General features: G+C 61.0%; 15 protein-coding genes. 11 read left to right on the top strand and 4 right to left on the bottom strand.

What is annotated here, in order from left to right; genetic code table 11:
* Positions 1 to 393: 393 nt before the first annotated feature.
* Complete coding sequence (locus WMO64_RS05055; RefSeq protein WP_006571591.1) at positions 394 to 636, bottom strand: AbrB/MazE/SpoVT family DNA-binding domain-containing protein; 243 nt, start codon at positions 634 to 636, stop codon at positions 394 to 396.
* A 248-nt stretch (positions 637 to 884) separates the two neighbouring features.
* Here WMO64_RS05055 and WMO64_RS05060 point away from each other — a divergent pair, with 248 nt between their 5' ends.
* From WMO64_RS05060 to WMO64_RS05080, 5 genes are all read left to right on the top strand, one after another.
* Entirely contained in the window at positions 885 to 1,508 is a 624-nt protein-coding gene (locus WMO64_RS05060) for a spore maturation protein A (protein WP_349231217.1), read from the top strand.
* Entirely contained in the window at positions 1,508 to 2,023 is a 516-nt protein-coding gene (locus WMO64_RS05065) for a spore maturation protein (protein WP_349231298.1), read from the top strand. The genes WMO64_RS05060 and WMO64_RS05065 overlap by 1 nt, the downstream gene beginning before the upstream one ends.
* 402 nt (positions 2,024 to 2,425) lie before the next feature.
* Complete coding sequence (locus WMO64_RS05070; RefSeq protein ID WP_349231218.1) at positions 2,426 to 2,797, top strand: MerR family transcriptional regulator; 372 nt, start codon at positions 2,426 to 2,428, stop codon at positions 2,795 to 2,797.
* A gap of 201 nt (positions 2,798 to 2,998) precedes the next feature.
* Positions 2,999 to 3,493: a flavodoxin gene (locus WMO64_RS05075; protein ID WP_349231219.1), complete on the top strand. Its 495-nt coding sequence runs from the start codon at positions 2,999 to 3,001 to the stop codon at positions 3,491 to 3,493.
* 132 nt (positions 3,494 to 3,625) lie between these two features.
* The gene (locus WMO64_RS05080; RefSeq protein ID WP_349231220.1) at positions 3,626 to 4,753 is read left to right on the top strand and encodes an aldo/keto reductase; all 1,128 of its coding nucleotides are present in this window, start codon (positions 3,626 to 3,628) and stop codon (positions 4,751 to 4,753) included.
* Positions 4,754 to 4,804: 51 nt separating this feature from the next.
* Here the strand turns inward: WMO64_RS05080 and WMO64_RS05085 are convergent, their stop codons facing one another.
* Together WMO64_RS05085 and WMO64_RS05090 are read right to left on the bottom strand one after the other, a co-directional pair.
* A complete protein-coding gene (locus tag WMO64_RS05085) occupies positions 4,805 to 5,566 on the bottom strand; it encodes a 4Fe-4S binding protein (RefSeq protein WP_294517510.1) in 762 nt (253 codons plus the stop codon).
* A gap of 53 nt (positions 5,567 to 5,619) precedes the next feature.
* Positions 5,620 to 6,621: an NADP-dependent oxidoreductase gene (locus tag WMO64_RS05090; protein ID WP_349231221.1), complete on the bottom strand. Its 1,002-nt coding sequence runs from the start codon at positions 6,619 to 6,621 to the stop codon at positions 5,620 to 5,622.
* Between the two features lie 195 nt (positions 6,622 to 6,816).
* Between WMO64_RS05090 and WMO64_RS05095 the strand changes: the two genes are divergently transcribed.
* Complete coding sequence (locus tag WMO64_RS05095) at positions 6,817 to 7,260, top strand: Rrf2 family transcriptional regulator (RefSeq protein WP_349231222.1); 444 nt, start codon at positions 6,817 to 6,819, stop codon at positions 7,258 to 7,260.
* A 209-nt stretch (positions 7,261 to 7,469) separates the two neighbouring features.
* Here WMO64_RS05095 and WMO64_RS05100 read toward each other — a convergent pair whose 3' ends face one another.
* Entirely contained in the window at positions 7,470 to 8,324 is an 855-nt protein-coding gene (locus WMO64_RS05100; RefSeq protein WP_349231223.1) for a MurR/RpiR family transcriptional regulator, read from the bottom strand.
* A gap of 363 nt (positions 8,325 to 8,687) precedes the next feature.
* On the opposite strand from WMO64_RS05100, the gene WMO64_RS05105 reads away from it, so the two are divergent.
* From WMO64_RS05105 to WMO64_RS05125, 5 genes are all read left to right on the top strand, one after another.
* Positions 8,688 to 10,058 carry an FAD-dependent oxidoreductase gene (locus WMO64_RS05105; protein ID WP_349231224.1) on the top strand — a complete coding sequence of 457 codons (1,371 nt, stop codon included), beginning with the start codon at positions 8,688 to 8,690 and terminating at the stop codon, positions 10,056 to 10,058.
* A gap of 69 nt (positions 10,059 to 10,127) precedes the next feature.
* Positions 10,128 to 11,414: a citrate transporter gene (locus WMO64_RS05110; protein WP_349231225.1), complete on the top strand. Its 1,287-nt coding sequence runs from the start codon at positions 10,128 to 10,130 to the stop codon at positions 11,412 to 11,414.
* Between the two features lie 84 nt (positions 11,415 to 11,498).
* Positions 11,499 to 13,637 carry a hydantoinase/oxoprolinase family protein gene (locus WMO64_RS05115; protein ID WP_349231226.1) on the top strand — a complete coding sequence of 713 codons (2,139 nt, stop codon included), beginning with the start codon at positions 11,499 to 11,501 and terminating at the stop codon, positions 13,635 to 13,637.
* Between the two features lie 17 nt (positions 13,638 to 13,654).
* Positions 13,655 to 14,317 carry a hypothetical protein gene (locus WMO64_RS05120; RefSeq protein ID WP_349231227.1) on the top strand — a complete coding sequence of 221 codons (663 nt, stop codon included), beginning with the start codon at positions 13,655 to 13,657 and terminating at the stop codon, positions 14,315 to 14,317.
* On the top strand, positions 14,314 to 22,218 hold the full coding sequence (locus WMO64_RS05125; protein WP_349231228.1) for a sialate O-acetylesterase: 7,905 nt from the start codon (positions 14,314 to 14,316) through the stop codon (positions 22,216 to 22,218). The genes WMO64_RS05120 and WMO64_RS05125 overlap by 4 nt, the downstream gene beginning before the upstream one ends.
* Positions 22,219 to 22,266 lie beyond the last annotated feature (48 nt).

The raw sequence follows: 22,266 nt of genomic DNA on the forward strand, positions 1-22,266 counted from the left end.
CGGCGTCCTCGGACGCCGCGCCGCTTTTTGGTCTATGGCCCAATGGGAGAAGCTGGAACGGGGAAAAATGACGAATGGAAAAGAAGGATATCCTATTTTGTAAGTAATTGTAAAAAAGTATTATACATAAAGTATATAGTTGGAATTTTATAACTTCACCGAATCATCAAATTTCTCTTTGAATATCGAAGGAAATACGTAAAATGCGACATATATATTTCCGCCTCGAAAAGGTCAAATGGGGAGAAAAATGTAACAAAAACCATTTGCCATGTATTGTATTACATAATTTATATTACTGGGGAGAAGAGGCCGCGCCTGGCGGGCGAAAAAGGGCAGACAAAACGCCCCCTCTCAGAGAAGAAAGGGAGCGTTCGATCTATATCAGCGGCATTACTTGCCGAGAAGTTCCTTAATGCAGTTGGGGCACACGTTCTTGCCCTTGAAATTGATCACGTCCTTGGCGTCATCACAGAAGATGCAGGCAGGCTGATATTTCTTTAAGACGATAGAAGATCCGTCCACGTAGATTTCAAGGGAATCTTTCTCGGCAATATCCAAGGTGCGGCGGAGCTCGATCGGGAGCACAATTCGGCCCAGCTCGTCCACCTTTCTTACAATTCCAGTCGATTTCATTCCTTTTTCTCCTTTCGTCGACTCAAAGTAGTTTCCGCGTTTTTCCACTATTACCTAGAAACTGACATCATTATAACACAGAGTATTCCAAAGTCAATGAAAAGATGGAAAATTTATTATTGTTCACATCAAGTTCATGTTTTTCCCATGTTAAGAAAAGGAAAAAATTTTATGTTTGTTTTAAAAATCTTGGACATGTTTCTGTAAAAGGCCGAATAGCATGGAGGGGGAAAGGAAGGTGGAACACAATGGCAATGTCGGCGATCTGGACGGCCATGGTGGTGCTCTCCATCCTCTGCGGCCTGGCCACCGGTCGGGAGGCGGAGGTGGCGGCAGGGGCTGTGGAGGGCGCTGCCGCAGCGGTGGAGCTGTGCCTGGCCATGGCAGGGCTGCTGTGCCTGTGGATGGGCGTGATGGAGATCATGAAGCGGTCGGGACTTTCGGAGAAGCTGTCCGCCCTGCTCCGGCCCATTCTGAGGCGGCTCTACCCCGACTTTGCCGGCGACCGGGAGGTGATGGACGCCATCTCGGCCAACGTGTCTGCCAACCTGCTGGGTCTGGGCAATGCCGCTACCCCGCTGGGAATCCAGGCGGCCCGCCGCATGAGCAAAAAGACCCCGGGTGTGGCGTCGGATTCACTGTGTATGCTGGTGGTGTGCAATACGGCCTCCATCCAGCTGATCCCCACCACCGTGGCGGGGGTGCGGGCTGCGGCGGGCTGCGCCGCCCCCTTTGATATCCTGCCCGCCGTGTGGCTGGCCTCCGCCCTGTCGGTGACGGCGGGGATTCTGGCCAGCCGGGCGATGGCCAGGCTGTGGCGGCTGCGGGAGGGGCGCCATGCCCCGGGACGGAGGACGAACGGGTGGAGCTGATGGTCAATCTGCTGATGCCGGGCATCATCGCCCTCACCGCCCTGTGGGGCATGGCCAGGCGGGTGGATGTATACGACGCCCTGGTCACCGGCGCCGGGGAGGGCCTGGGTGTGCTGATCCGTATCGTGCCGCCCATGATCGGCCTGCTCACGGCGGTGTATATGCTCCGGGCGTCCGGCGCGCTGGAGCTGGCCGCCCAGGCCCTGGGGCCGGTACTGGAGCTGCTGGGCATCCCGCCGGAGACTGTGACCCTGCTGCTGGTGCGCCCTGTCTCGGGCAGCGCGGCGCTGGGCGTTGGGGCGGAGCTCATCTCCACCTACGGCCCGGACTCAACCATCGGCCGCACCGCAGCCGTCATGCTGGGCTCCACCGAGACCACCTTCTACACCATTGCCGTCTACTTCGGCGCAGCCGGCATTACCAGGACCCGATACGCAGTCCCCGCCGCCCTGTGCGCCGATCTGGTGGGCTTTGCCGCCGCCGCCTTTGCCATGCGGCTGTTTTTTCCGTCGTGAACTGTCTGCTGTGCGGCTTCGCCTACTTTGATCCAGCGGGGCCTTTGCTGGAGCTGCAGGAACAAATTTGACCTAACAGGGCGCCGGGAGTTTTTTCCGGCGCCCTGTTTCTTCAAAAATTTCTATGCATAAAGATTCTTCGTAATCTTTCTTCTATGTGGAAGCATATGATTGCATATTGCGGGTCTTTTCCCGCCGATGCCGCCAGCGTCAGCCTTCCGCCCGGATGCCCCAAACTTCCCCTCATTGACCGGCTGTACCGGCGTTGCGGAAACGGATCAAGAATGCCTCCTGCCTATACCTGATAATCCGAAATAAGTATTAGACATATATCAAAAACCGCTTTAGAATGTGGGTGTCCAGAGGAGAACACCCGCATTTTTTTGATTTGGAGGTTGCGATATGACCATACAGGAGGCAAGCGAGCGCTATCAGATCCCCATGCATATCCTGCGGGAGTATGAGGGCTGGGGGCTGTGCGGAGCGGTCAAAAAGGTGATGGGTGACTGGCAGTACGACGGTACCGACCTGGAACGGCTGAGCACCATCATGACCCTCCACGACATCGGATTCACCACAGAAGAGGTGGAAGTCTATATGCGGCTTCTGCTGGAGGGCGAGTCCTCTGGCGCCCAGCGGCTCCATATGCTGGAAGAGAAGCGCAGCGCCGCTTTGAATGAGATCCACTTCAAGGAGCGTCAGCTCCAGCGGCTGGATTACCTGCGGCATGAGATCCGAAAAACACAGGGGTGGACAGGAGGTACCGTGAAATGAGACGAATTCTTGCACTGCTGGCTGCTTTGGCCCTCGCCTGTGGCCTGACGGCCTGTGGGAGAGCGGCAACCCAGGGTGACCCGTCCCAGTCCATACAGGAGGAGCAGTCCGGGGGAGAAATTCTCTCCTCCACCCAGTCCGCGCCCCCCCGCTGCCGCCACGCCGGACGAGAGCGAGCCCTCTGCGGATGGGGAACCCAAAGTGCTTGTGGCCTACTTCTCCGCCACGGGCAGTACGGAGGGCATTGCCCGGCATCTTCAGACCGTTCTGGCGGCCGGCCTCTACCAGATCGTCCCCGAAGACCCTTACACCAGTGACGATCTGAACTACAGCAATGATGATTGCCGCGCCAACCAGGAGCAGAATGATCCCGATGCCCGGCCCGCCATTTCCGAAGATGCGGAAAATATGGAGGATTACGACGTGGTGTTCCTGGGCTACCCAATCTGGTGGGGGCAGGCGCCCAAGATCATCTACACGTTCCTGGAGCGCTACGACTTTGACGGCGTGACCATTGTGCCCTTCTGCACCTCCGGCTCCAGCGGCATCGGGGGCAGTCTGGAGGATCTCCAGGCGCTGGCTCCCAACGCCCGTTGGCTGGATGGCCAGCGCTTCAGCGGCGGCGCATCGGAATCTGACGTGGCCGCCTGGGTGGAGGGCCTGGAGCTCCTGCCCGGCGCGGATGAGGGGACTTGAGGCGGCCTCTGCCGCCGCGGAGCAGGATATGAATTCACTTGGAGGTGGTTTTAGGGAGCCGCCACGCCGGATACCCGCAGTCCGAATGCCCCACCCATGAGACCAAAAATAAAATGAAAAGGAGCTGTTCCCATGATTTACAAGGACTTTCAAGGTATGAGACTTTCCAACCTGGGTATGGGCTGCATGCGCCTGCCCGTGGTGGGCGGAGACGACGCCGTGGTGGACCAGGCCGCCGTGGAGGAGATGGTGGCCCTGGCCATGGAGCGAGGCGTCAACTACTATGACACCGCCTGGGGCTACCACGCCGGTAACTCCGAGCTGGCCATCGGCAAGGCGCTGGCCGCCTATCCCCGGGACAAGTTCTATCTGGCGGACAAGTTTCCCGGCTATGACCTGAGCAATATGGGGAAGGTGAAGGAGATCTTCGAGGAACAGCTGAAGAAGTGCCAGGTGGACTACTTCGACTTTTACCTGTTCCACAATGTGTGCGAGATGAACATCGACGCCTACCTGGACCCTAAGTACGGCATTCTGGACTATCTGCTGGAGCAGAAGAAAAACGGCCGTATCCGCCATCTGGGCTTCTCCTGTCACGGGGCCATGCCGGTGCTGAAGCGGTTCCTGGAGGCCTACGGGGAGCACATGGAGTTCTGCCAGCTCCAGCTCAACTACATTGACTGGACCTTCCAGGGCGGAAAGGAAAAAGTGGAGCTGCTGGAGCAGTACCACATTCCTGTGTGGGTGATGGAGCCCCTCCGGGGCGGCCGGCTGGCCCGCCTGAGTGAAAAGGAGTCCGCAGTGCTCCAGGCCATGGCGACTCAGCGGCCCATTCCCGCCTGGGCCTTCCGGTTCCTGCAGCACATCCCCAATGTGGTGGTCATTCTCTCCGGCATGTCCAATCTGGACCAGCTGAAGGACAATCTTGCCACCTTTGAGACGGAAGATCCCCTGACGGAGCGGGAGTGGGACGGCCTGCTGGCCCTGGGCGGAGAGATGACCAACCCCAAGGCGTTGGCCTGCACTGCCTGCCGGTACTGCACCAGCCACTGCCCCCAGGGACTGGACATTCCGCACCTGCTGGCGCTGTACAATGAGCACCGGTTCACCGGCGGCGGCTTCATCGCCCCCATGGCCCTCTCCGCCATTCCGGCGGACAAGCAGCCCAGCGCCTGTATCGGCTGCCGCAGCTGTGAGGCGGTGTGCCCCCAGCAGCTGAAGATCTCGGAGGCCATGGCCGATTTCAGCGCCATGTTATAAGACGGCAGGGCGCTCCTGCCCTATGCGTTCTTGCCGGGAGAGGCGGTTCCATCACAGAAACAGTTCGCAGTCCTTCCGCGTGGAGCAGGCCTTCTTCAGCACCAGGCCCACAGCCGCCAGCATGGCGGAATTCACCTTGCGGGCGGAGTGGGGGCAGACCGATACGCAGCGCATACAGGAGATGCAGGCCTTTTCGTCCACTTTTTTCGGGTCGTCCGGATGGACCGCCTGAACAGGGCAGGCCTGAGCGCACACGCCGCACCGGGTGCACGCTTTGGTGGGCCTGGGGACCATACCGGCCCCACCCGCTTTTTTGTAGGGGCGGTTGCCGGGGATCGGGGGCTCCGCAGCATCGCCGGAAGAGAGCTTCTCACGGAGCTGCTTGGCGAATTGGGTGAGCTGCCGGACATCCTGCTCATCCGGTCTGCCGGCGGCAAACTGTCGGGCAATGGAGTGCTCCGCCACCGCAGCCACAGCCCCGATCACCCGAAACCCCGCCTGCTTGGCGGTATCCTGCAGCTCTGCCAGTGTGTCCTCATAGGCCCGGTTTCCATAGACGCAGACCAAAACAGCGCGGGCCCCGTTGCCCTGGACAGCGGCAAGGCGCTCCACGGCGGTGGCCGGGACACGGCCTCCGTAGGACGGCACGGCGATAACAGCCACATCCTCCTGGGTCAGCGCCACGGCGCCAAAATTGGTTTTGTGGTCTGCCAGATCCACCCGGACGGCCTCGTCCGTCAGTGCGCCGGTCAGGATATCCGCCACCTTTTGGGTCCCGCCCGTGGGGCTGAAACAAAGCTCATACATCTTCATGGAACGTTCCTCCTTATGCTCTGCTGCGCCGTTGAAACGGCTGCATATTCAGGTCAAATTGTAAGGATCACTTTGCCGGCGAGCGGGCCCCGCTCCACCAGCCCCAGGGCCTCGCCGGCCTGAGAAAGGGTGAAATGATGGGGGTCCACAGCGGGCACCACGTGGCGTTTCTCCACGATCTCCGTCACCTTCTGCAGCTGTGCGCCGTCGGAGCGGACAAACAGAAAACGGTATTCCTTTCCCTGCTTTCGGGCGGCACGGTCATATTTGCGGCCAGCCAGCGAGAACAGGACCTTTTTGAGGGGCGAAACCTGATTCCGCACCGCAAACGTCCGGTTGGGGCCGGTCCGCAGGCTCAGCAGCCGCCCGCCTCTTTTCAGCACAGACAGCTCATGCTCAAATTCGGCAGGGCCCAGGGTGTCGATGACATGATCAATCCCGGACAAAACCTCCCAGTAGTTTTCCTTTTTGTAGTCTATGTACTGGTCTGCGCCCAGCGCCAGGATCTGCTCCCGGGCGCGGCCGTTGCCGGTGACGATGACGCGGAGGCCCAGTGCTTTCGCAATGGGGACTGCCATCTGTCCGAAGCTGCCCGAGCCCCCGGGGATCAGCACCGTCTCTCCCGGTTTTGCGTCCAGCTCCTCCACGATTCCCTGATAGGCGGTCAGGCCTGTCAGCGGAATGGCGGCAGCTGCGGCAAACTCATAGCCCTCCGGCATTTTTGCCACCGCGCTCTGATCCACAGCCACATATTCCGCAAAGGCGCCGATCTTGTTCAGCGGAAGCCGGGTGTAGACCCGATCCCCAACCTGAAAATCCGTCACATTCCGCCCGGTCTGCTTCACGATGCCGGCGCATTCGTTTCCCAGGGTAAGGGGCATGGGGTAGTTCTGGATCAGCTTTACACGCCCGTTGAGGATCAGGAGTTCCAGCGGATTGACCGCCGCCGCTTTCACTTGGATCAGCACTTCACAATCCGTGGGTTCAGGCTGCGGGATGTCCCGCAGGGTCGTTTGGATGTTTTTGGAGTAGCCGTTAATTTGTACCGCTTTCATACAGGACCTCTTTCTGACTGGATCTGTTTTTATGAATCACTCACTTGCAATTTTCCGGGAAGGCCGGTAAAATGACAGATGTAAAGAATTGAGTTACATCTCTTGCAGTGTATCATCCGCTCGTTGTAATGTCAATAGTTACATCATATCAATTGAAGCCGGCCGATACGGAAAGGACCTCATATGCAGATCAGTATGAAATGTTCAGTGGCGGTACATTGTCTCATCTTCATTTATGAAGCCAGGGGCATTGCCAAGGTGACCAGCGGCCTCCTTGCCGAGAGCACGGGATGTAATCCCGTGGTGATCCGCAATATCATGAGCGCCCTGAAAAAAGCGGGGCTGATTACCGTTCCCCGGGGGACAGGCGGCGCGGAGCTGTGCGCAGACCCGGACCAGATCACACTGTATCAGATCTATACCGCTTTGGAGCCCCATGGGCTAGCCTCTCTGATCGGAATCCATCCCTGCCAGGAGAGGGCGTGCCCTGTGGCCCAGAATATCCGCAAGGTATTGCAGTCTCCTTACCATCAGATCGAGGACGCCGTCCGGCAGGCCATGGAGGGCGTCACACTGCGCTCTATGATCGATGAATTTGAGAGTATCGTCCATCCGCCGGAAGAGAAAGAGGACTGCTGACGGAAACGCCCTCAACCGCAGCGCCCTGCGAAGAAAGCCGCATCCCCTTGGGGATGCGGCTTTCTTTCTATTTGGGGCCAACACAAAATAGGGACATGCGGATTTACACATGTCCCTACGCCTCCCATATGCGCACTAAGCCCCATGGGTTCCCAACAGGAACCCATGGGGCTTACCTCGTGTCAGGTACTTTTGTAAGGAGCCGGAGGTCAGAATTCGAAGAAGTAGCTGTCCATCGTCTGCTGGCTGTTGAGGATGGAGTCGCTGTTGAGCCGCCTCTGCTTCAGGTTTTTGTCGCTCTCCAGCAGGGCGCAGTAGAGCACATCGGTGACATAGAGGAACATCAGATTATTGGAGACAGAGACTGAATTCTGCGTGGTGATGCGGTCGCTGATGATAAATTTGTAGTCCACAAGGGTACTGAGCTTGGGGGAGTCATAGCTGGTGATGGAGAGAATGGTGGCGCCGCGCTCGCGGCAGGTGGTGATGGCGTGGTAGAGCTCCCGCATCATAAGCGTGGGCGCGATGACGATGACCAGGTCTCCCTTGTTGACACAGCTGGAGTAGACCCTGATATTTCCCGGCTCGGAGATGGCCTTTGCATAGAGGCCCACCATACTGAGCTTAAACTCCAGCTCACGGGCCACAAAGCCGGTGTAGGAGAGGGAGAAGATAAAGATGTGAGGTGCGGTGCGCATTTCAGCGGCAGCCCGGAGGACCTGCTCCTCGTCCAGCATGGCGGTGGTGTTGACCAGCATATGGCGGTAGTCGTTGCTGACCGTGGCGACAAGGCCGGTCTGGCGCTCAGCGCCGGACTCCTGCATGGAGTTATAGAAGTTGTCCTGTGCCAACGCGACTTTGAAGCTGTTGAAGCCTTTGAAGCCGATCTTCTTGCAGAAACGGTTGATGCTGGCTTCTGAGGTGTTGGTGTTTTTTGCGATGGCTGTAATCGTGCTGGTCACGACGCTGTCGGCATTGTGGATGACATACTGTGCGATCTCATTCTCGCTGACAGTTAAGCTCTGCTGCATGGATATGATTTTTGCAATAACGGCGGAGACCACAAGCATCCTCCTTTTTGATAAAACGCCAAGAGTGTGTATGCGAGAGCAAAAATTCAGATTTTGATACAAAATCGGGGAAACAGTTTCATTTACTAAATATATCATAAAAAATGGCAAAAATCAAATAATGTGCGGATAAGACAAAAAATCTGTCAACTTGAACAAATCAGAAAACATCAAATTATATAAAAATAATTTTCAATCATATTGACAGTTTTAGAAAATGAATATATAATATAGCCAAAATAAAGAGAGAAAAATAAAAAGTAATGTGCAAAAAGCAAATAAAACGAAAAAGACAAATCTAAATATACGAAAATTTTGAAAATAATGCACGGAAGAAATGAAAAGGGGAGGAAAAGGGTGGAACGGACGCTTTACACAAAAAAGTTCGATGTTGTGGTCGTGGGCGGCGGCGTTTCGGGGTGTGCCGCAGCGCTGGCCGCGGCGAGAAACGGCGCAGACGTCCTGGTGCTGGAGCAGAACGGCTATCTGGGCGGAACGCTGACAGGGTGCGGCGTGGGCCCCATGATGACCTTCCATGCCGGGGAAAAGCAGGTGATTCTGGGGATCATGGAAGAGCTGGTGGAAGAGCTGGTCCGGCGGGGGCAGTCCCCCGGGCATGTTCCGGACACCAAGCAGTACACCAGCACCATCACCCCCTTTGACGCGGAAGGCCTTAAGCTCCTTTTGGACGAGAAGCTGGCGGAGGCCGGCTGCACCGTGCTCTTCCACACCTTTGTGGGAGCGGTGCAGACCGAGCAGGGGAGAATCACCGGCCTGACTGTGTGCAATAAGGATGGGCTGAACGGCCTGTCCGCAAAGGTGTACATAGACGCCACCGGCGACGGCGATGTGGCGGCCTGGGCGGGTGCGCCCATGACCAAGGGCCGCCCGGAGGACGGGGCCGCGCAGCCCATGACCATGACGGTGAAATACTGCGGCGTGGACACGGAAAAGCTCAAGGGGTATGTGATTGCAAACCCGGAGCGGTTCCCCAAGCTCTCGCCCCACATGGAGATTTTCCGCCAGCCTGTCCCGGTGGACCTGGAGGGATTTGACGACGAGTTCTCCGGCGCCAAGGCGGCCGGGGAGCTGTCCATCCGGCGGGAGAACGTGCTCATGTTCGCCACGGGGCGTCCCGGCGAGTATATTATGAATACCACCCGTATTGTAAATCATGATGCCACGGACGCGGCCAGCCTGAGCGAGGCCGAGCAGATTGGCCGGCGCCAGTGCGCGGAGCTGGACAGGTTCCTGCGGGCGCGGGTGCCCGGCTTTGAGCACGCCATGCTGGAATTCACCGGCCCGACGGTGGGCGTCAGAGGCTCACGGCAGCTTGTGGGCCGGTATACACTTACAGCTGAAGATATTCTGGAGCGGCGGAAATTCCCGGATACGATTGCGCATTCTGGGTACCCAATTGATATTCACAGCCCCGACGGTGAAGGAACAAAGGCTGTTTTTATGAGCGAGCCGGGGACCTATTACTCCATTCCTTACTCTATCATGGTGTGTGATTCAATCAGCAACCTTCTGGTAACGGGCCGGTGCGTGTCCGCTACCTTTGAGGCGCAGGCGGCCATTCGACTGACCCCCAGTGCGGGCGCGATGGGACAGGCCGCGGGGGTGGCCGCCGCAATGGCGGCAGCTGCGGAAGGAAATACCAGGGAGGTGAACGTTCAGGCCCTTCAGCGCACGCTGGTGGATCAGGGCGCCTATCTGGAGCTCTGACCCCGGTGCGAAGAAGATTTTCTGCACAGAGGATAAGGTGTTAAAAAAGAGCTATTAGGAGGAAAAATCATGGAAATTGTACAGGCAATCGGAATCTTTGCGATTTTTGCAGTGTGCGTCGTCCTGATGATGATGCGCAAGCTTCCCACAATCCTGGCACTCCCCATCATGGCGGTCGGCATCGCCCTGGTGGCGGGGATCCCCTTTATCTCCTCCGACGCAGAGGCGTTCACCGTGGCAAAAGATGTTCTGGAATCCGGTTCCATGCGTATGAGCACTGCCATTGCGGGCCTGTTTTTCGGCGGCATTTTCGGCAAGGTGCTCACCAAGGTGGGCGTCACCCGTACCATCATCCGCAAGGCCGCTGAGCTGGCCGGCGACAAGCCCCTGCCCATCGCGCTGGCCTTCCTGGTGGTGTGCTCCCTGATCTTTGCCGCCTCCAACGGCCTGGGCATGGTCATCCTGGTGGGCACCATCATCATCCCCATCATGATCTCCGCCGGCGTGAGCCCCATGGTGGCCGGCGCTGTGCTCCTCTTCTCCAACGGCATCGGCGTCACCTTCAGCGTGGGCACGCTGGGCGTGTACATCGACACCCTGGGCCTGCCTCTGGAGACCGTCACCGCTTATTCCTGGATGTGCGGCATCCCCCTGATGGTGATCGCCGTGGTGTGGATCGTGTTCTACATCAAGCGCGGCACCAAGACCCGCAAGGCGTGGGCCATGCCCGCTTCCGAGCCTGTGGCGGAGAAGAACGTCCGCGCCATCGCCCTCATCAGCCCCATTATTCCTGTGGTGCTGGTGTTTGCCTTCAGCATGCCCCTGGTTCCCTCCATCGTGATCGGCATTGTGGCGGCCCTGATTCTGGCCACCCCGAAGAACCCTGTGCAGGTGGTCACCGGCTCCGTTGTGGAGGGTATCCAGGACACCGCCGGCGCCGCCGCGCTGATGATCGGCATCGGCATGACGCTGAACGCCGTTATGGCGCCCCAGGTGGCCACGGTGCTCCAGCCTGTCATTTCCGCCCTCATCCCCACCAACGAGGTGATGTTCGTCCTGATCTTCGGCCTGCTGAGTGTGCTGGCCATCTACCGCGGCCCGCTCAACGTCTGGGGCCTGGGCAGCGGCGTTGTAGCCCTGCTGGCCGCCTCCGGCATGAACCCGGTGGCCGCCATGGTGGCCCTGCGCCTGGACTCCAACATCCAGTCGGTCTGCGACCCCACCAACTCCCACAATGTCTGGGTGTCCGATTTCACCAAGATCGACGTCAACGAGTACCTGAAGAAGACCATCCTCTGGATCATGGTCTCCACCTTTGTGGGCCTGATCGTGGCCAGCTTCTTCGTGGCGATCTGAATTTTCCTGTTTCGTCTGTCCGGCCCCCGAAAGGTGCGACCGGACAGACGAAACGGTATTCCCCGCGAAATTTGGAGGTAAGCAATGAGTAAGAAAGTACGGATTGGCATTGATGTGGGCGGCACCTTCACCGATGCCGTCGTCATTGACGCCAATACCTATGAGGTAATCGCAAAGCGGAAGATCCCCACCACCCACAAGGAGGGCGTGGCCCACGGCGTGGTGAAGATCATCTCCGCGCTGATGGAGGAAAACCACATCTCCCCCGAGGACGTGGTGTTCATCGCCCACGGCACCACCCAGGCCACCAACGCCCTGCTGGAGGGCGACGTGGCCAGCGTGGGTATTGTGGGCATGGCCACCGGCATCGACGCCAGGGGCGCCCGGGGAGAGACCAATGTGGGGGATATCGAGCTGGCCCCCCACAAATACCTGAAAAGCTACCACACCTTTCTGGACAGCAAGGAGCTGAGCGACGAGAGCATCCGGGCGGCCATCAAGACGCTGAAGGACCAGGGCGCTCAGGTGATCGTGGCCAGCGAGGCCTTCAGCGTGGACGACCCGGCCAACGAGCAGCGGGTCATCCGGACTGCGGAGGAGATGGGGCTCTACTGCACCGGCGGCCATGAGATCAGTCAGCTCTACGGCCTGAAGATGCGCACCCGCACCGCCGTGGTCAACGCCAGCCTGATCCCCAAGATGATGGAGACCGCCAACATGACCGAGCAGGCGGTCCGGGACACCAAGATCAAGTCGGACCTGATGATCATGCGCTGCGACGGCGGCGTTATGAGCATCGACGAGGTGCGCAAGCGCCCCATCCTGACCATGCTCTCCGGCCTGGCGGCCGGTGTGGCCGGCGCGCTGATGTACGAAAAGGTGTCCGACGGCATCTTCTTTGAGGCGGGCGGTACCAGCGTGGATATCAGCGTCATCAAAAACGGCAAGGTCATGATCAAGTATGCCCAGGTGGGCGGCCACAAGACCTATCTCCAGAGCCTGGACGTGCGCACGCTGGGCGTGGCCGGCGGCAGCATGATCCGGGTGCGGGACGGCAGGATCGCCGACGTGGGCCCCAGAAGCGCCCACATCGCGGGCAAGGAGTACGAGTGCTTTGCGCCCGCCGGCGCCATCACCTCCGCCAAGGTGCAGCTGGTCAGCCCCCGCAGCGACGACCCCTGCGAGTATGTCACCGTGCTGGCCCAGGACGGCAGGGAGTACTCCCTCACCCTGGCCGGAGCGGCCAACCTGTTGGGCTACGTGCCGGACCAGGACTACGCTCGGGGCGTGGACGCGTCCAACGCGCCCGCCTGGGAGGCGCTGGGGCAGTATCTGGGCACCACGGGCAGGGAGGCGGCCCGGCAGGTCATGGACCTGGCCATGGAGAAGCTGTCCGCCGTGGTGGAGGACCTGATCGCCGAGTATGACCTGGACCGCAGCTTTATCAGCCTGGTGGGCGGCGGCGGCAGCGGCGCGGTCATTGTCAACGCCCTGGCGGAGAAGATGAAGGTCAAGTGCCAAATGGCCAAGAACGCGCCCTATATCTCCACCATCGGCGTGGCCCTGGCCATGGTGCGGGAGCAGCTGGAGCGCACCATCGCCAACCCCACCGATGAGGACATCAAGCGCATCCGGGCCGATGTGATCGAAAAAATCGTCCGTTCCGGCGCCAAGGAGGACACGGTGGACGTGTCCATCGAGATCGACGCCCAGAAGAATATCCTCCGGGCCATCGCCACCGGCGCCACGGAGCTGCGGCAGAAGAGCCTGGGGGCGGCGGAGCTGAGCCGGGAGGAGATGGGGAAGATCGCGGCGGATTCCCTGGGGGCCCGGGCGGAGCAGACCCGGTATGTCTGCGGTACCGGGCGGTGGAACCTGTTTGAGGGCCAGCTGAACAAGAGAATGCTGGGCGGCCTGATCAAGCTCAAGCGCCGGGGCGTGGCTGTGGTGGACCGGGAGGGCGTGGTACGCCTGCGCAAGGAGCAGGCGTCCTACGTGGCCTTTCCCAAGGGGAGACGGAGGGAGATATTCAACCACTTCCTGGACGACAACACCACCTACTCGGACGCCAATGCCACCATCCCCAAGGTGTTCGTATTTTATAAGGAAAAAATGCTGGATCTGACCGGCATGCAGACAGCGGAACAGCTCTACTCCATTCTGGACGTTGAGACTGAGATGATGGAGGACTCGGAAGAGATCCTGGCAGTGGCCTATAAATAAATCGGGGAGGCGGGCGGATGGACGATCGGATCCTGGCGATGTGTGAGCTTTCCAATGACCTGCTGTTTCAGAAGATACCGCCGGAGCGGATGGGGTACTATGTGGACGGCGCTCTGGAGGCGGGGAGAACGGCGGCCGCACAGTTCCGCGGGACGGATATCAGGAGTCTCTACCAGAGCGGCGGTATCCGGATCTACCGGGGCGGGACAGGGAAGAAGGGGTATGGCGTTGTGCTCCGGGGACAGGCCACCATGAGTCCGGAGGGGTGCAGCGTGGAGCTGTACCCCGACTCCATTGAGGAACTGGCCCGGCACAGCGGCTGGGAGGGACGGCGTCTGACCGGCGAGGAGGCGACGGAGGTCCACCTGGCCCATGAGTTCTTTCACATCTGGGAGTATCAGCAGCACAAGTCCATTGTGGAGGAGCTGGAAGGGGTCGTCAGTTTCTCCCTCCTGGGGCTGAAACGCCATTCCCACATCAACCGGTGCGGGGAGATTGCGGCCCATGCCTTTGCCAAGGAGCTGCTGTCCCTGCCCTGCCTGCCCAATCTGTACGACTATCTCTATCTGATCGACACAGGAAAAATGGCGCGCGGAGACTTTGAGGAGCTTTGCAGCCGGATGGAGCGGCTGCTGCTGGGAGAAGATGCGCGCTATGCGGTAGAAGGAGGCGCTAAATGAAAAAGAGGACATGTTCGTTGCTCCTGGCGCTGGCGATGATCCTCAGCTTCATCCCCACCTACGCCACGGCGGAGGATGAGTCCGGGGCGGGGAGCCCCTGGGATCTGCTGGATGCGGACACAGAGTATTATACGGACAGCTTCAAGACCAGCCTGGGCTCAGGCGACAGCGGCAGCGTGAGCCAGGAGGCCGGGTATATCAACATTCTGAAGGGCGACGACAAGAGCAACACGGATGCCGGCAGCTACACCTGGGTGGTGAACAAAGAGAGCATTGACCTGCCGGATACCGTCTTTACCGTTGAGGCCTCCATCCGCCTGTCCGGGCCGGTGGAGGGCGACCGGACCAACGAGTTCTCCGTCCGGGTGAATGGGACGGGAAAATATTTCCCCATCTTCCTGAAGTACGGGACAGAGGACGGCGGCGTTACCAACCGGGGCGACTTCACCCAGGTGGAGCCGGTGGACACCACCCAATGGCACAACTACGGCATGGTGATCGACCCCGCCACCAATCACTACAAGGTCTACGTAGACGGCCAGCTGGTCCTGGAGCAGGATTCCAACTGGGGCCTCACCGGCGCGGACCTGATCCGGCTGGGCGCGGACAACAAGGGGCGCTGCAATATGGACGTGCAGTCCGTCCGGGCGGGTACCGGCGACCTGTCCGCCCAGCTGGGGCCCTATGACGGCTCCGCGGCAGAGAACCCCCGGCTCACCTCGGTCACGCTCTCGGAATACAGCCAGACAGAGGGCCAGGAGCAGCAGGTGACCGTGGCCATCGCGGGCGAGAACCTGGAGAACGACACACCTGTCACCGTAACGCTGGTGGACACCGACGGCGGAGCGGTGGAGGGCGTGGATCCCGCCGAAGGAGCCGTTGTGGACAACGCGGCGGAAGTGACGCTGACCATCCCCGGCACGGTTCCCATGGGGGACTACTACGTGGAGGCCGAGGCGGCAGGCAGCAAGGCCCGCTCCGGGGTCTACCAGGTGACAAGCGCGCTGGAAGCCCCGGACTTCCCCACCTTTGCGGCTGTGGGCTATACCATTGAGATGACAGACTACCAGTATAACCCCACGGAGGAGTTCAACTTCCCCACTATCGTGGACACCAAGGAGCACCCGGTGAGCAACAGCTTCGGCGACAACGCCTACCGGTACTACCTCTTCTATGCGCCTCACGACGCGCCTGCGGGCAACTGCGTGGCCGTGTCCAACTCTCTGGACGGTCCCTGGATTGAGTATGAGAACAATCCTGTGGTGGGCAACAAGTGGGACCCCTATTACAGCGTCTCCCACGTCTCCTCTCCCCAGGTCATGTGGATTGAGGAGCAGGGCTGCTACGTCATGTACTTCCACGGCGAGAACCCCACCACCCGTTACGCCACCTCCACGGATCTGCTCAACTGGACCTATGGGGGAGAAATTGTACACGCCAATGACTTCTCCAAGACCGGCAGCGGCTTCAGCGAGGCCAGCTATGCCCGTGTGTTTGAGCACACCATCCCCGAGCTGGGCAACAAGTACATCATGCTGCTGATGATCACCGGCAACGGCAACAACATGCACCGCAACATCTACTACGCCTACTCCAGCGACGGCATCAGATGGACTCCTGTGAAGGAGCCTCTGCTCAACCCGGACGAGCTTGGTCCCGAGTACAAGGACAACTTCTCCGGACCTTGGTTTATGGAGTGGGACGGACGGTATTTCGTCATCTGCCACGCCTCTTCCGGCGAGATCTACGCCTTTGAGGTGGGGGAGAGCCTAGACAAGTGCATCGAGTGGGGCGAGGTCTACAACTCCCAGGGCGTGCGCAACGTGGATGACGCCAACCCCGACGCCTACCCCGACTACGGCCGGGCGGGCGCGCCCTATTTTATCCAGGACGACGAGGGCCGCTGGCACATGTTCTACGAGGCGGGCAAGCGCCTGAACACCAACATCGTCCACGCGGTGGAGGTGCGGCCCGGTGAGGAAGACCAGCTGGCCCGGGCAGGCCTGACGCTGGACAGCGAAACCCTCACCGTGGGCACGGCCGTTGAGCCTGAGCTGCGGGTCTTCAACAAGAGCAACGCCCAGGTGACCGAGGGTCTCACCTGCACCTATCATGTGGGCGGAGCCGATCCGGACTGCATCACCTACGAGGACGGCGTGATCACTGCCGTAAGCGCGGGCGAGGCCACCGCCTGGGTGGAGGTGACCGCAGAGGACGGCTCCAAGGCGGTCAGCGATAAGATCGGGATCACCGTCAAGGAGAAGGAGGAGCTGCCTCAGGAGGTCATTGTCACCAACCAGATGACCCCCGACAAGACCGCCCTCAATCTGGAGCTGCCCGCCATTTTTAAGGCGGAGGGCGTTCTGGAGGACCCCATCGACAGCTACTACCTCTATTTCAGCTACAACGATGAGAGCGGCGGGACCAGAAGCATCGCGCTGGCCACCGCGCCCGCCCCTGAGGGCCCCTGGACCGTATATGAAAACGGCACTCCGGTGATGACCGCCCAGTCCCTGGGCGTGGCGAGCAGCGTCAACGCCCCCTGGCCTGTGTGGGACAGCGAAAACCAGCGGATGCTGATGTATTACAGCATGGGTTCCACGGCCATCGGCGTGGCGGAATCTTCCGACGGCGTCCACTTTACCAATATTCAGACCGTCTTTGAGGCCGCTTCCGCCCCTGCGGGCAACCAGGCCTATCAGCAGAGCGTCTACGAGTACACCATCGAGGGGCAGGGCAACAAGTATGTGATGCTCTACACCGGAAACGGCTACCGCTCCGAGGACGGGACCTACACCAACGGAAAGCAGATCTTCTATGCCGTGTCTGACGACGGGCTGAACTGGACGGACTCCGGCAAGGTGCTCCAGTTCCCCGACTCCGGCGACAAGGGGAACATCGCCTCGCCCCGGCTGCTGGTACGGGACGGCGAGCCCTATGTGGTCTACCACAACTCCAACGGCAACATCGGCTACTCCAAGCTGAGCGCCGACTTCTCCGCCGCCTCCCGGCAGGGGATTTTCTACAACTCTGTGGACGGCGAGCCGGACCGGGCCAGAGCTGCCGACGCCTGCTTCCTGCAGGAGGGAGACAGCCTGTACCTCTACTACACGGCCCGCTCCAACAAGGCGAATAACCAGGACGACGCCTCCGTGCTTGTCTGCCGGAAGCTGGCGGGGGAGGAGAGCGACATCCTCTTCCAGGACGACTTCAATGACGGCGACGCCGACGGCTGGACGGTGGACAGCGGCACCTGGACCGTGACAGACGGGGCCTACGTGCAGAGCGGTGCGGGCGGTGCCATGGCGTTTGCCGGGGATGACGCGTGGAGCAACTACGAGCTGGAGGTCAAGGTGACTTCCACCGAGACCAGCAAGAACATTGCCGTCATGGTGAGCGGCCGGGCGGACGGCACACAGAACCGCTATGTCGGCGCCTACAACGGCGGCAAGCTGATGATCGACCGGCGCATCGACGGCGGCAGCGTGATCCTGGCCCAGAAGGAATACACCATGGAGCTGGGGCAGACCTATACGCTGAAGATGACCTTCTCCGGCGACAATATCGCGCTGTATGTCAACGGCGTAAAGGAGCTGGAGGCTGTGGACGGCACCCACTCCTCCGGCAGGATCGGCCTTGCCACCTATAACACGTCCGCCAGCTTTGACGATGTGATCGTCCGGGCTGTGGACGGCGCGCCCCAGCCCTCCGCCGGCCTGACTGTGGAGGACTTCGGCGACCACCAGGTGATCCAGAGAGACGTGGAAAATGAGAATGCCGTGATCACCGTCAGCGGCACTGTGGCCGCAGAGGGCGCGGCAAAGGTGGAGGCCCGGGTCATGGACTATGACGCCGGCCAGGACGCCGCCGCTGTGGTGGACTGGACCGAGATGGCCTCCGACTTCTCCGCCGGGACCTGGTCCGGCAGCATGACCGTACCCCAGGGCGGCTGGTACCGCCTGGAGGTCCGGGCGCTGGACGCCGGCGGCGCGGTGGTGGAAGAGGCCGCGGGCACCCACAAGTGGGGCGTGGGCATCAATATCCTGTGCATCGGCCAGTCCAATATGGTGGGCCAGGCCACTGAGACCCCGCGCACCCAGGCCAGCGACCTGGTGGCCAACTACACCCGTTCCGGCCAGTGGACCCACCTGGTGGACCCCTATGACGGCGCGGGCGGTTCCATGACCCCCGCCCTGGGCAACTACCTGGTGGAGGCGCTGGGTATCCCCGTGGGCTTTGTCCCTGCGGCCGACTCGGGATCCGGTCTCCACGCGCCCAATGTGGGCCATGCGGCCACCCGCTACTGGATGTACTACACCAGCGCGGACGACACCTCCACCCTTTACGGAAAGGCAGTCACCCGGGCCAAGGCCGCGGGCGGCGTGGAGCTGATGGTGTGGAACCAGGGCGAGACCGACGGCCGTCTGATGATCGCCGAGGAGGTCTACGAGCAGGACATGAAGACCCTGCTCCAGAGATTCCGCGACGACCTGGGCGACCAGACCATCCCCATGTTCCTCTGCCAGATCGGCACCCATAACCCCAACATCTCCAACGACGCGGCCTATACCGCTATCCGCAACGCCCAGCACGACCTGGACGACGGGGAGAACTTCTTCCTGGCGGCCACGGAGATGGAGTTTGCCCGCAAGGACACCGCCCACTACAAGAAGGACGGCCAGGACGAGATCGGCCGCCGCGTGGCAAACAGCATCCTCTACTACTACGGCGAGAGCGACTACTACCGCGGGCCCTACATCTCCGGCGCGGAGTATGTGGACGGAGACCGGAGCGTCATCGACGTGAAGATCACCCACCGCGGCGGCAGTGACATCACCCCCGCCACAGGCAATATCCCCGGCTTTACCGTCCTCAATGGAACGGAGGAGGTGGAGGTGCTGTCCGCCGTGCGGCAGGATGCCGACACCATCCGCCTGACCCTGGCGGAGGCCATCCCCGAGGGCGGCAGCGGCCAGGTGCGCTACCTCTACGGCCTCAACCCCTTTGTGGATGAGTACGACACCAGTTCCACGGTGAGCGATCTCCAGGCCAATGCCACTGTGGTCAAGGACAACACCCCCCTTCAGCTCCCCCTGGAGAATACCACCACGCCGGTCCTGGTGGAAGGCGATCAGGCCCCTGCCGCCGGTTGGGATCTGATGGACCACGCCATGGCGTCCGACTGGACGGCGGACGGCTGGCGCTCCTCCACAAAGACGGGCAGCATCACGCAGCAGGACGAGTACGTCAACATCAGCAAGCCCAACGAGAGCGGCATCGGCACGGAGAAGCTCTATCACTGGGTGATCTCCCCCGCAACCCTGGCGCTGCCCAGAGACGGCTTTACCCTCCAGGTAGAGGCCAGAGTAGCCGGCATGGTGGACAACCAGGCCAATGAGATCGCCGTGCGCATGGGCACGGACGCCAACGACACCGACGGCAAGATCGCCTCCATTTTCCTGGGCTACGGCGAGGACGGCTTTGTCAGCACCATGTCCAACGGCACAGGCGAGTACACCATGGCGCTGGACACCACCGTGTGGCATACCTTCAGTATTGTAGTGCGGCTGGACGCGGGCGTGTATGTGTTCGATCTCTTCGTGGACGACCAGCTGGCCTTTGAAAATGTCCCCCTCACCACCTACAAGGGCGGCGACCTGATCCGCCTGGGCGCTGACAACGGCGGCCGCTGCAATCTGGACGTGAAGCATGTCCGGCTGGGCACCGGCGAGGTGCTGCCCGACGGCGTGTCTCCCGCCCGGGTGACAGAGGTCACCCTCTCCGGCACCAGCCAGAAGGAGACCGAGAGCGCCGTGATGGATGTGAGCGTCACCGGCACCGGCTTTGCCGACGGCGAGCAGGTGACCCTGACCCTGGTGGATAAGCGCCATCAGGCGGTGGACGGCGTGGCTCCGGCCACGGCCTCCTTCATCGGCGACACCGCTTCCGCCCAGCTCACCATCCCCAGCGGCCTGGCAGTCAACGGCTACTATGTGAAGGCCGTGGCCAACGGACGGACCCGGTACTCCGGCGTCTACAACGTGGAGGCCGACCGCACCGCCCCGGTGTTCCCTGAGTTCACCGCCCAGGGCTATACCATTGAGCTGGAAGACTATATCTACAACCCCACAAATGAGTTCAATTTCCCCACCATTGTGGACACCAAGGACCACCCCGTGAGCAACGAGCTGGGCGACTACCGCTACTACCTGTTCTACGCGCCCCATGACAATCCCGCAGGCAACTGCGTGGCCGTATCCAACTCTCTGGACGGGCCCTGGATCGAGTACGATGGCAACCCGGTGGTGTCCAACCAGTGGGATCCCTACTACGATGTCTCCCACGTGTCCTCTCCCTACGTCATGTGGCTGGAGGAACAGGGGTGCTACATCATGTACTTCCACGGGGAGAACCCCGTCACCCGCTATGCCCTGTCCGATGACCTGCTCCACTGGGAGTACGGCGGCGAGTGCCTCAGAGCCACTGATTTCCGCAGCGACGGCGGCGAGGCCAGCTATGCCCGTGTGTTTGAGCACACCATCCCGGAGCTGGGCAACAAGTATATCATGCTGCTGATGATCAGCCCCACCGGCGGCTTCAGCGACAAGAACCGGGACATCTGCTGGGCCTATTCCGACAACGGCACCGACTGGACAGTGGTTCAGGAACCGCTGCTGGACCCCACCATGAACGACGAGTACCAGGGGAACTTCTCCGGTCCCTGGTTCATGCCCTGGGAGGTGGACGGCGAGACCCGTTACTTTGTCATCTGCCACGCCTCCTCCGGCAACATGTACGCCTTTGAGGTGGGCGAGAGCCTGAACGAGTGCATCGAGTGGGGCGTGTTCTACGACTCCAAGGACTCTGCCGACCCCGACAACCCGGATGATGAGAGCGCCTATCCCGACTACGGCCGCGCCGGAGCGCCCTGCTTCATTCAGGACGACGAGGGCCGCTGGCACATGTTCTACGAGGGCGGCAAGCGGCTCCACGCCAATATCGTCCACGCCACCGCCCCCGCTGAGGAGGCGCCCAGCGAGGAGACGGCCGATTACATGCCGCCCACCGCTTCCGGAAGCGTGGAAACCCTGCCGGACGGCAGCAAGCTGGTCACGCAGAGAGACCTGATCACCGGCGATGTCACCGAGACGCTGACCCGGCCCGACGGCGTGACGGCGCAGACCACGGTCACCGAGGCCGGGGAGGCGCAGAGCCGGATCACCATCCCCGCCGGTGTGGACGGCACTGTAGTGGAGGTCCCCTCCGGCAGCGGCAATGTGGCGGTCCGCGTGGAGGAAGACGGGACCGAGACCGTTCTGCCCATCGCATACATCCAGAATGGACGGGCCCGCATCTGGCTGGAGGAATCCGCGGTCATCCGCTTTGAGCAGAGAGCGGCGTCCTTCACCGACATTACAGACGCCGAGATCAAGGCGGCTGCGGAGCAGATGGCCGCCCAGGGCATCTTCTCCGGTACGGGAGATCAGACCTTTGCGCCTGAGCTTCCCGTGGACCGCGCCACCTTGGTGACCGTGCTCTACCGGCTGGACGGCATGGAGAAGGCGGACCGGCCCGCGGACTTCATGGATGTGGAGGCCGGGGCGTGGTACGCCGACGCGGTGGCCTGGTGCCAGGACAGCGGCGTGACCAACGGCGTGGGCGGCGGACGGTTTGCGCCTGACGCTGCCCTGACGTGGGAGCAGACAGCCGTCATGCTCTACCGGTACGCGGGAGCGCTGGGCGTCGTGGAGCCTGAGGATGGGACGCTGACCGAGCGGGAGGCAGCTCTCCTGTGGTGCGCAGAGACGGGCATGGGAGCGGCTGAGAACCCGGGCAGAGCCGTGGACCGCGGCCAGCTCGCCCTTACCATCCAGCGCTATATCAAGGCCCTGGTGGGCTGAGCTTCAGATCCCCGGGCCGGCGGCAGGACGATCTCCTGCCGCCGGCCC

The organism is Pseudoflavonifractor intestinihominis, assembly GCF_040096055.1.
Taxonomy (GTDB): domain Bacteria; phylum Bacillota; class Clostridia; order Oscillospirales; family Oscillospiraceae; genus Pseudoflavonifractor; species Pseudoflavonifractor intestinihominis.

Coding starts and splice junctions, on each gene's coding strand:
- WMO64_RS05065 (WP_349231298.1), top strand. CDS start 1,508: ATGGTCAATCTGCTGATGCCGGGCATCATCGCCCTCACCGCCCTGTGG.
- WMO64_RS05090 (WP_349231221.1), bottom strand. CDS start 6,621: ATGAAAGCGGTACAAATTAACGGCTACTCCAAAAACATCCAAACGACC.
- WMO64_RS05110 (WP_349231225.1), top strand. CDS start 10,128: ATGGAAATTGTACAGGCAATCGGAATCTTTGCGATTTTTGCAGTGTGC.
- WMO64_RS05080 (WP_349231220.1), top strand. CDS start 3,626: ATGATTTACAAGGACTTTCAAGGTATGAGACTTTCCAACCTGGGTATG.
- WMO64_RS05055 (WP_006571591.1), bottom strand. CDS start 636: ATGAAATCGACTGGAATTGTAAGAAAGGTGGACGAGCTGGGCCGAATT.
- WMO64_RS05070 (WP_349231218.1), top strand. CDS start 2,426: ATGACCATACAGGAGGCAAGCGAGCGCTATCAGATCCCCATGCATATC.
- WMO64_RS05060 (WP_349231217.1), top strand. CDS start 885: ATGGCAATGTCGGCGATCTGGACGGCCATGGTGGTGCTCTCCATCCTC.
- WMO64_RS05085 (WP_294517510.1), bottom strand. CDS start 5,566: ATGAAGATGTATGAGCTTTGTTTCAGCCCCACGGGCGGGACCCAAAAG.
- WMO64_RS05095 (WP_349231222.1), top strand. CDS start 6,817: ATGAAATGTTCAGTGGCGGTACATTGTCTCATCTTCATTTATGAAGCC.
- WMO64_RS05125 (WP_349231228.1), top strand. CDS start 14,314: ATGAAAAAGAGGACATGTTCGTTGCTCCTGGCGCTGGCGATGATCCTC.
- WMO64_RS05120 (WP_349231227.1), top strand. CDS start 13,655: ATGGACGATCGGATCCTGGCGATGTGTGAGCTTTCCAATGACCTGCTG.
- WMO64_RS05115 (WP_349231226.1), top strand. CDS start 11,499: ATGAGTAAGAAAGTACGGATTGGCATTGATGTGGGCGGCACCTTCACC.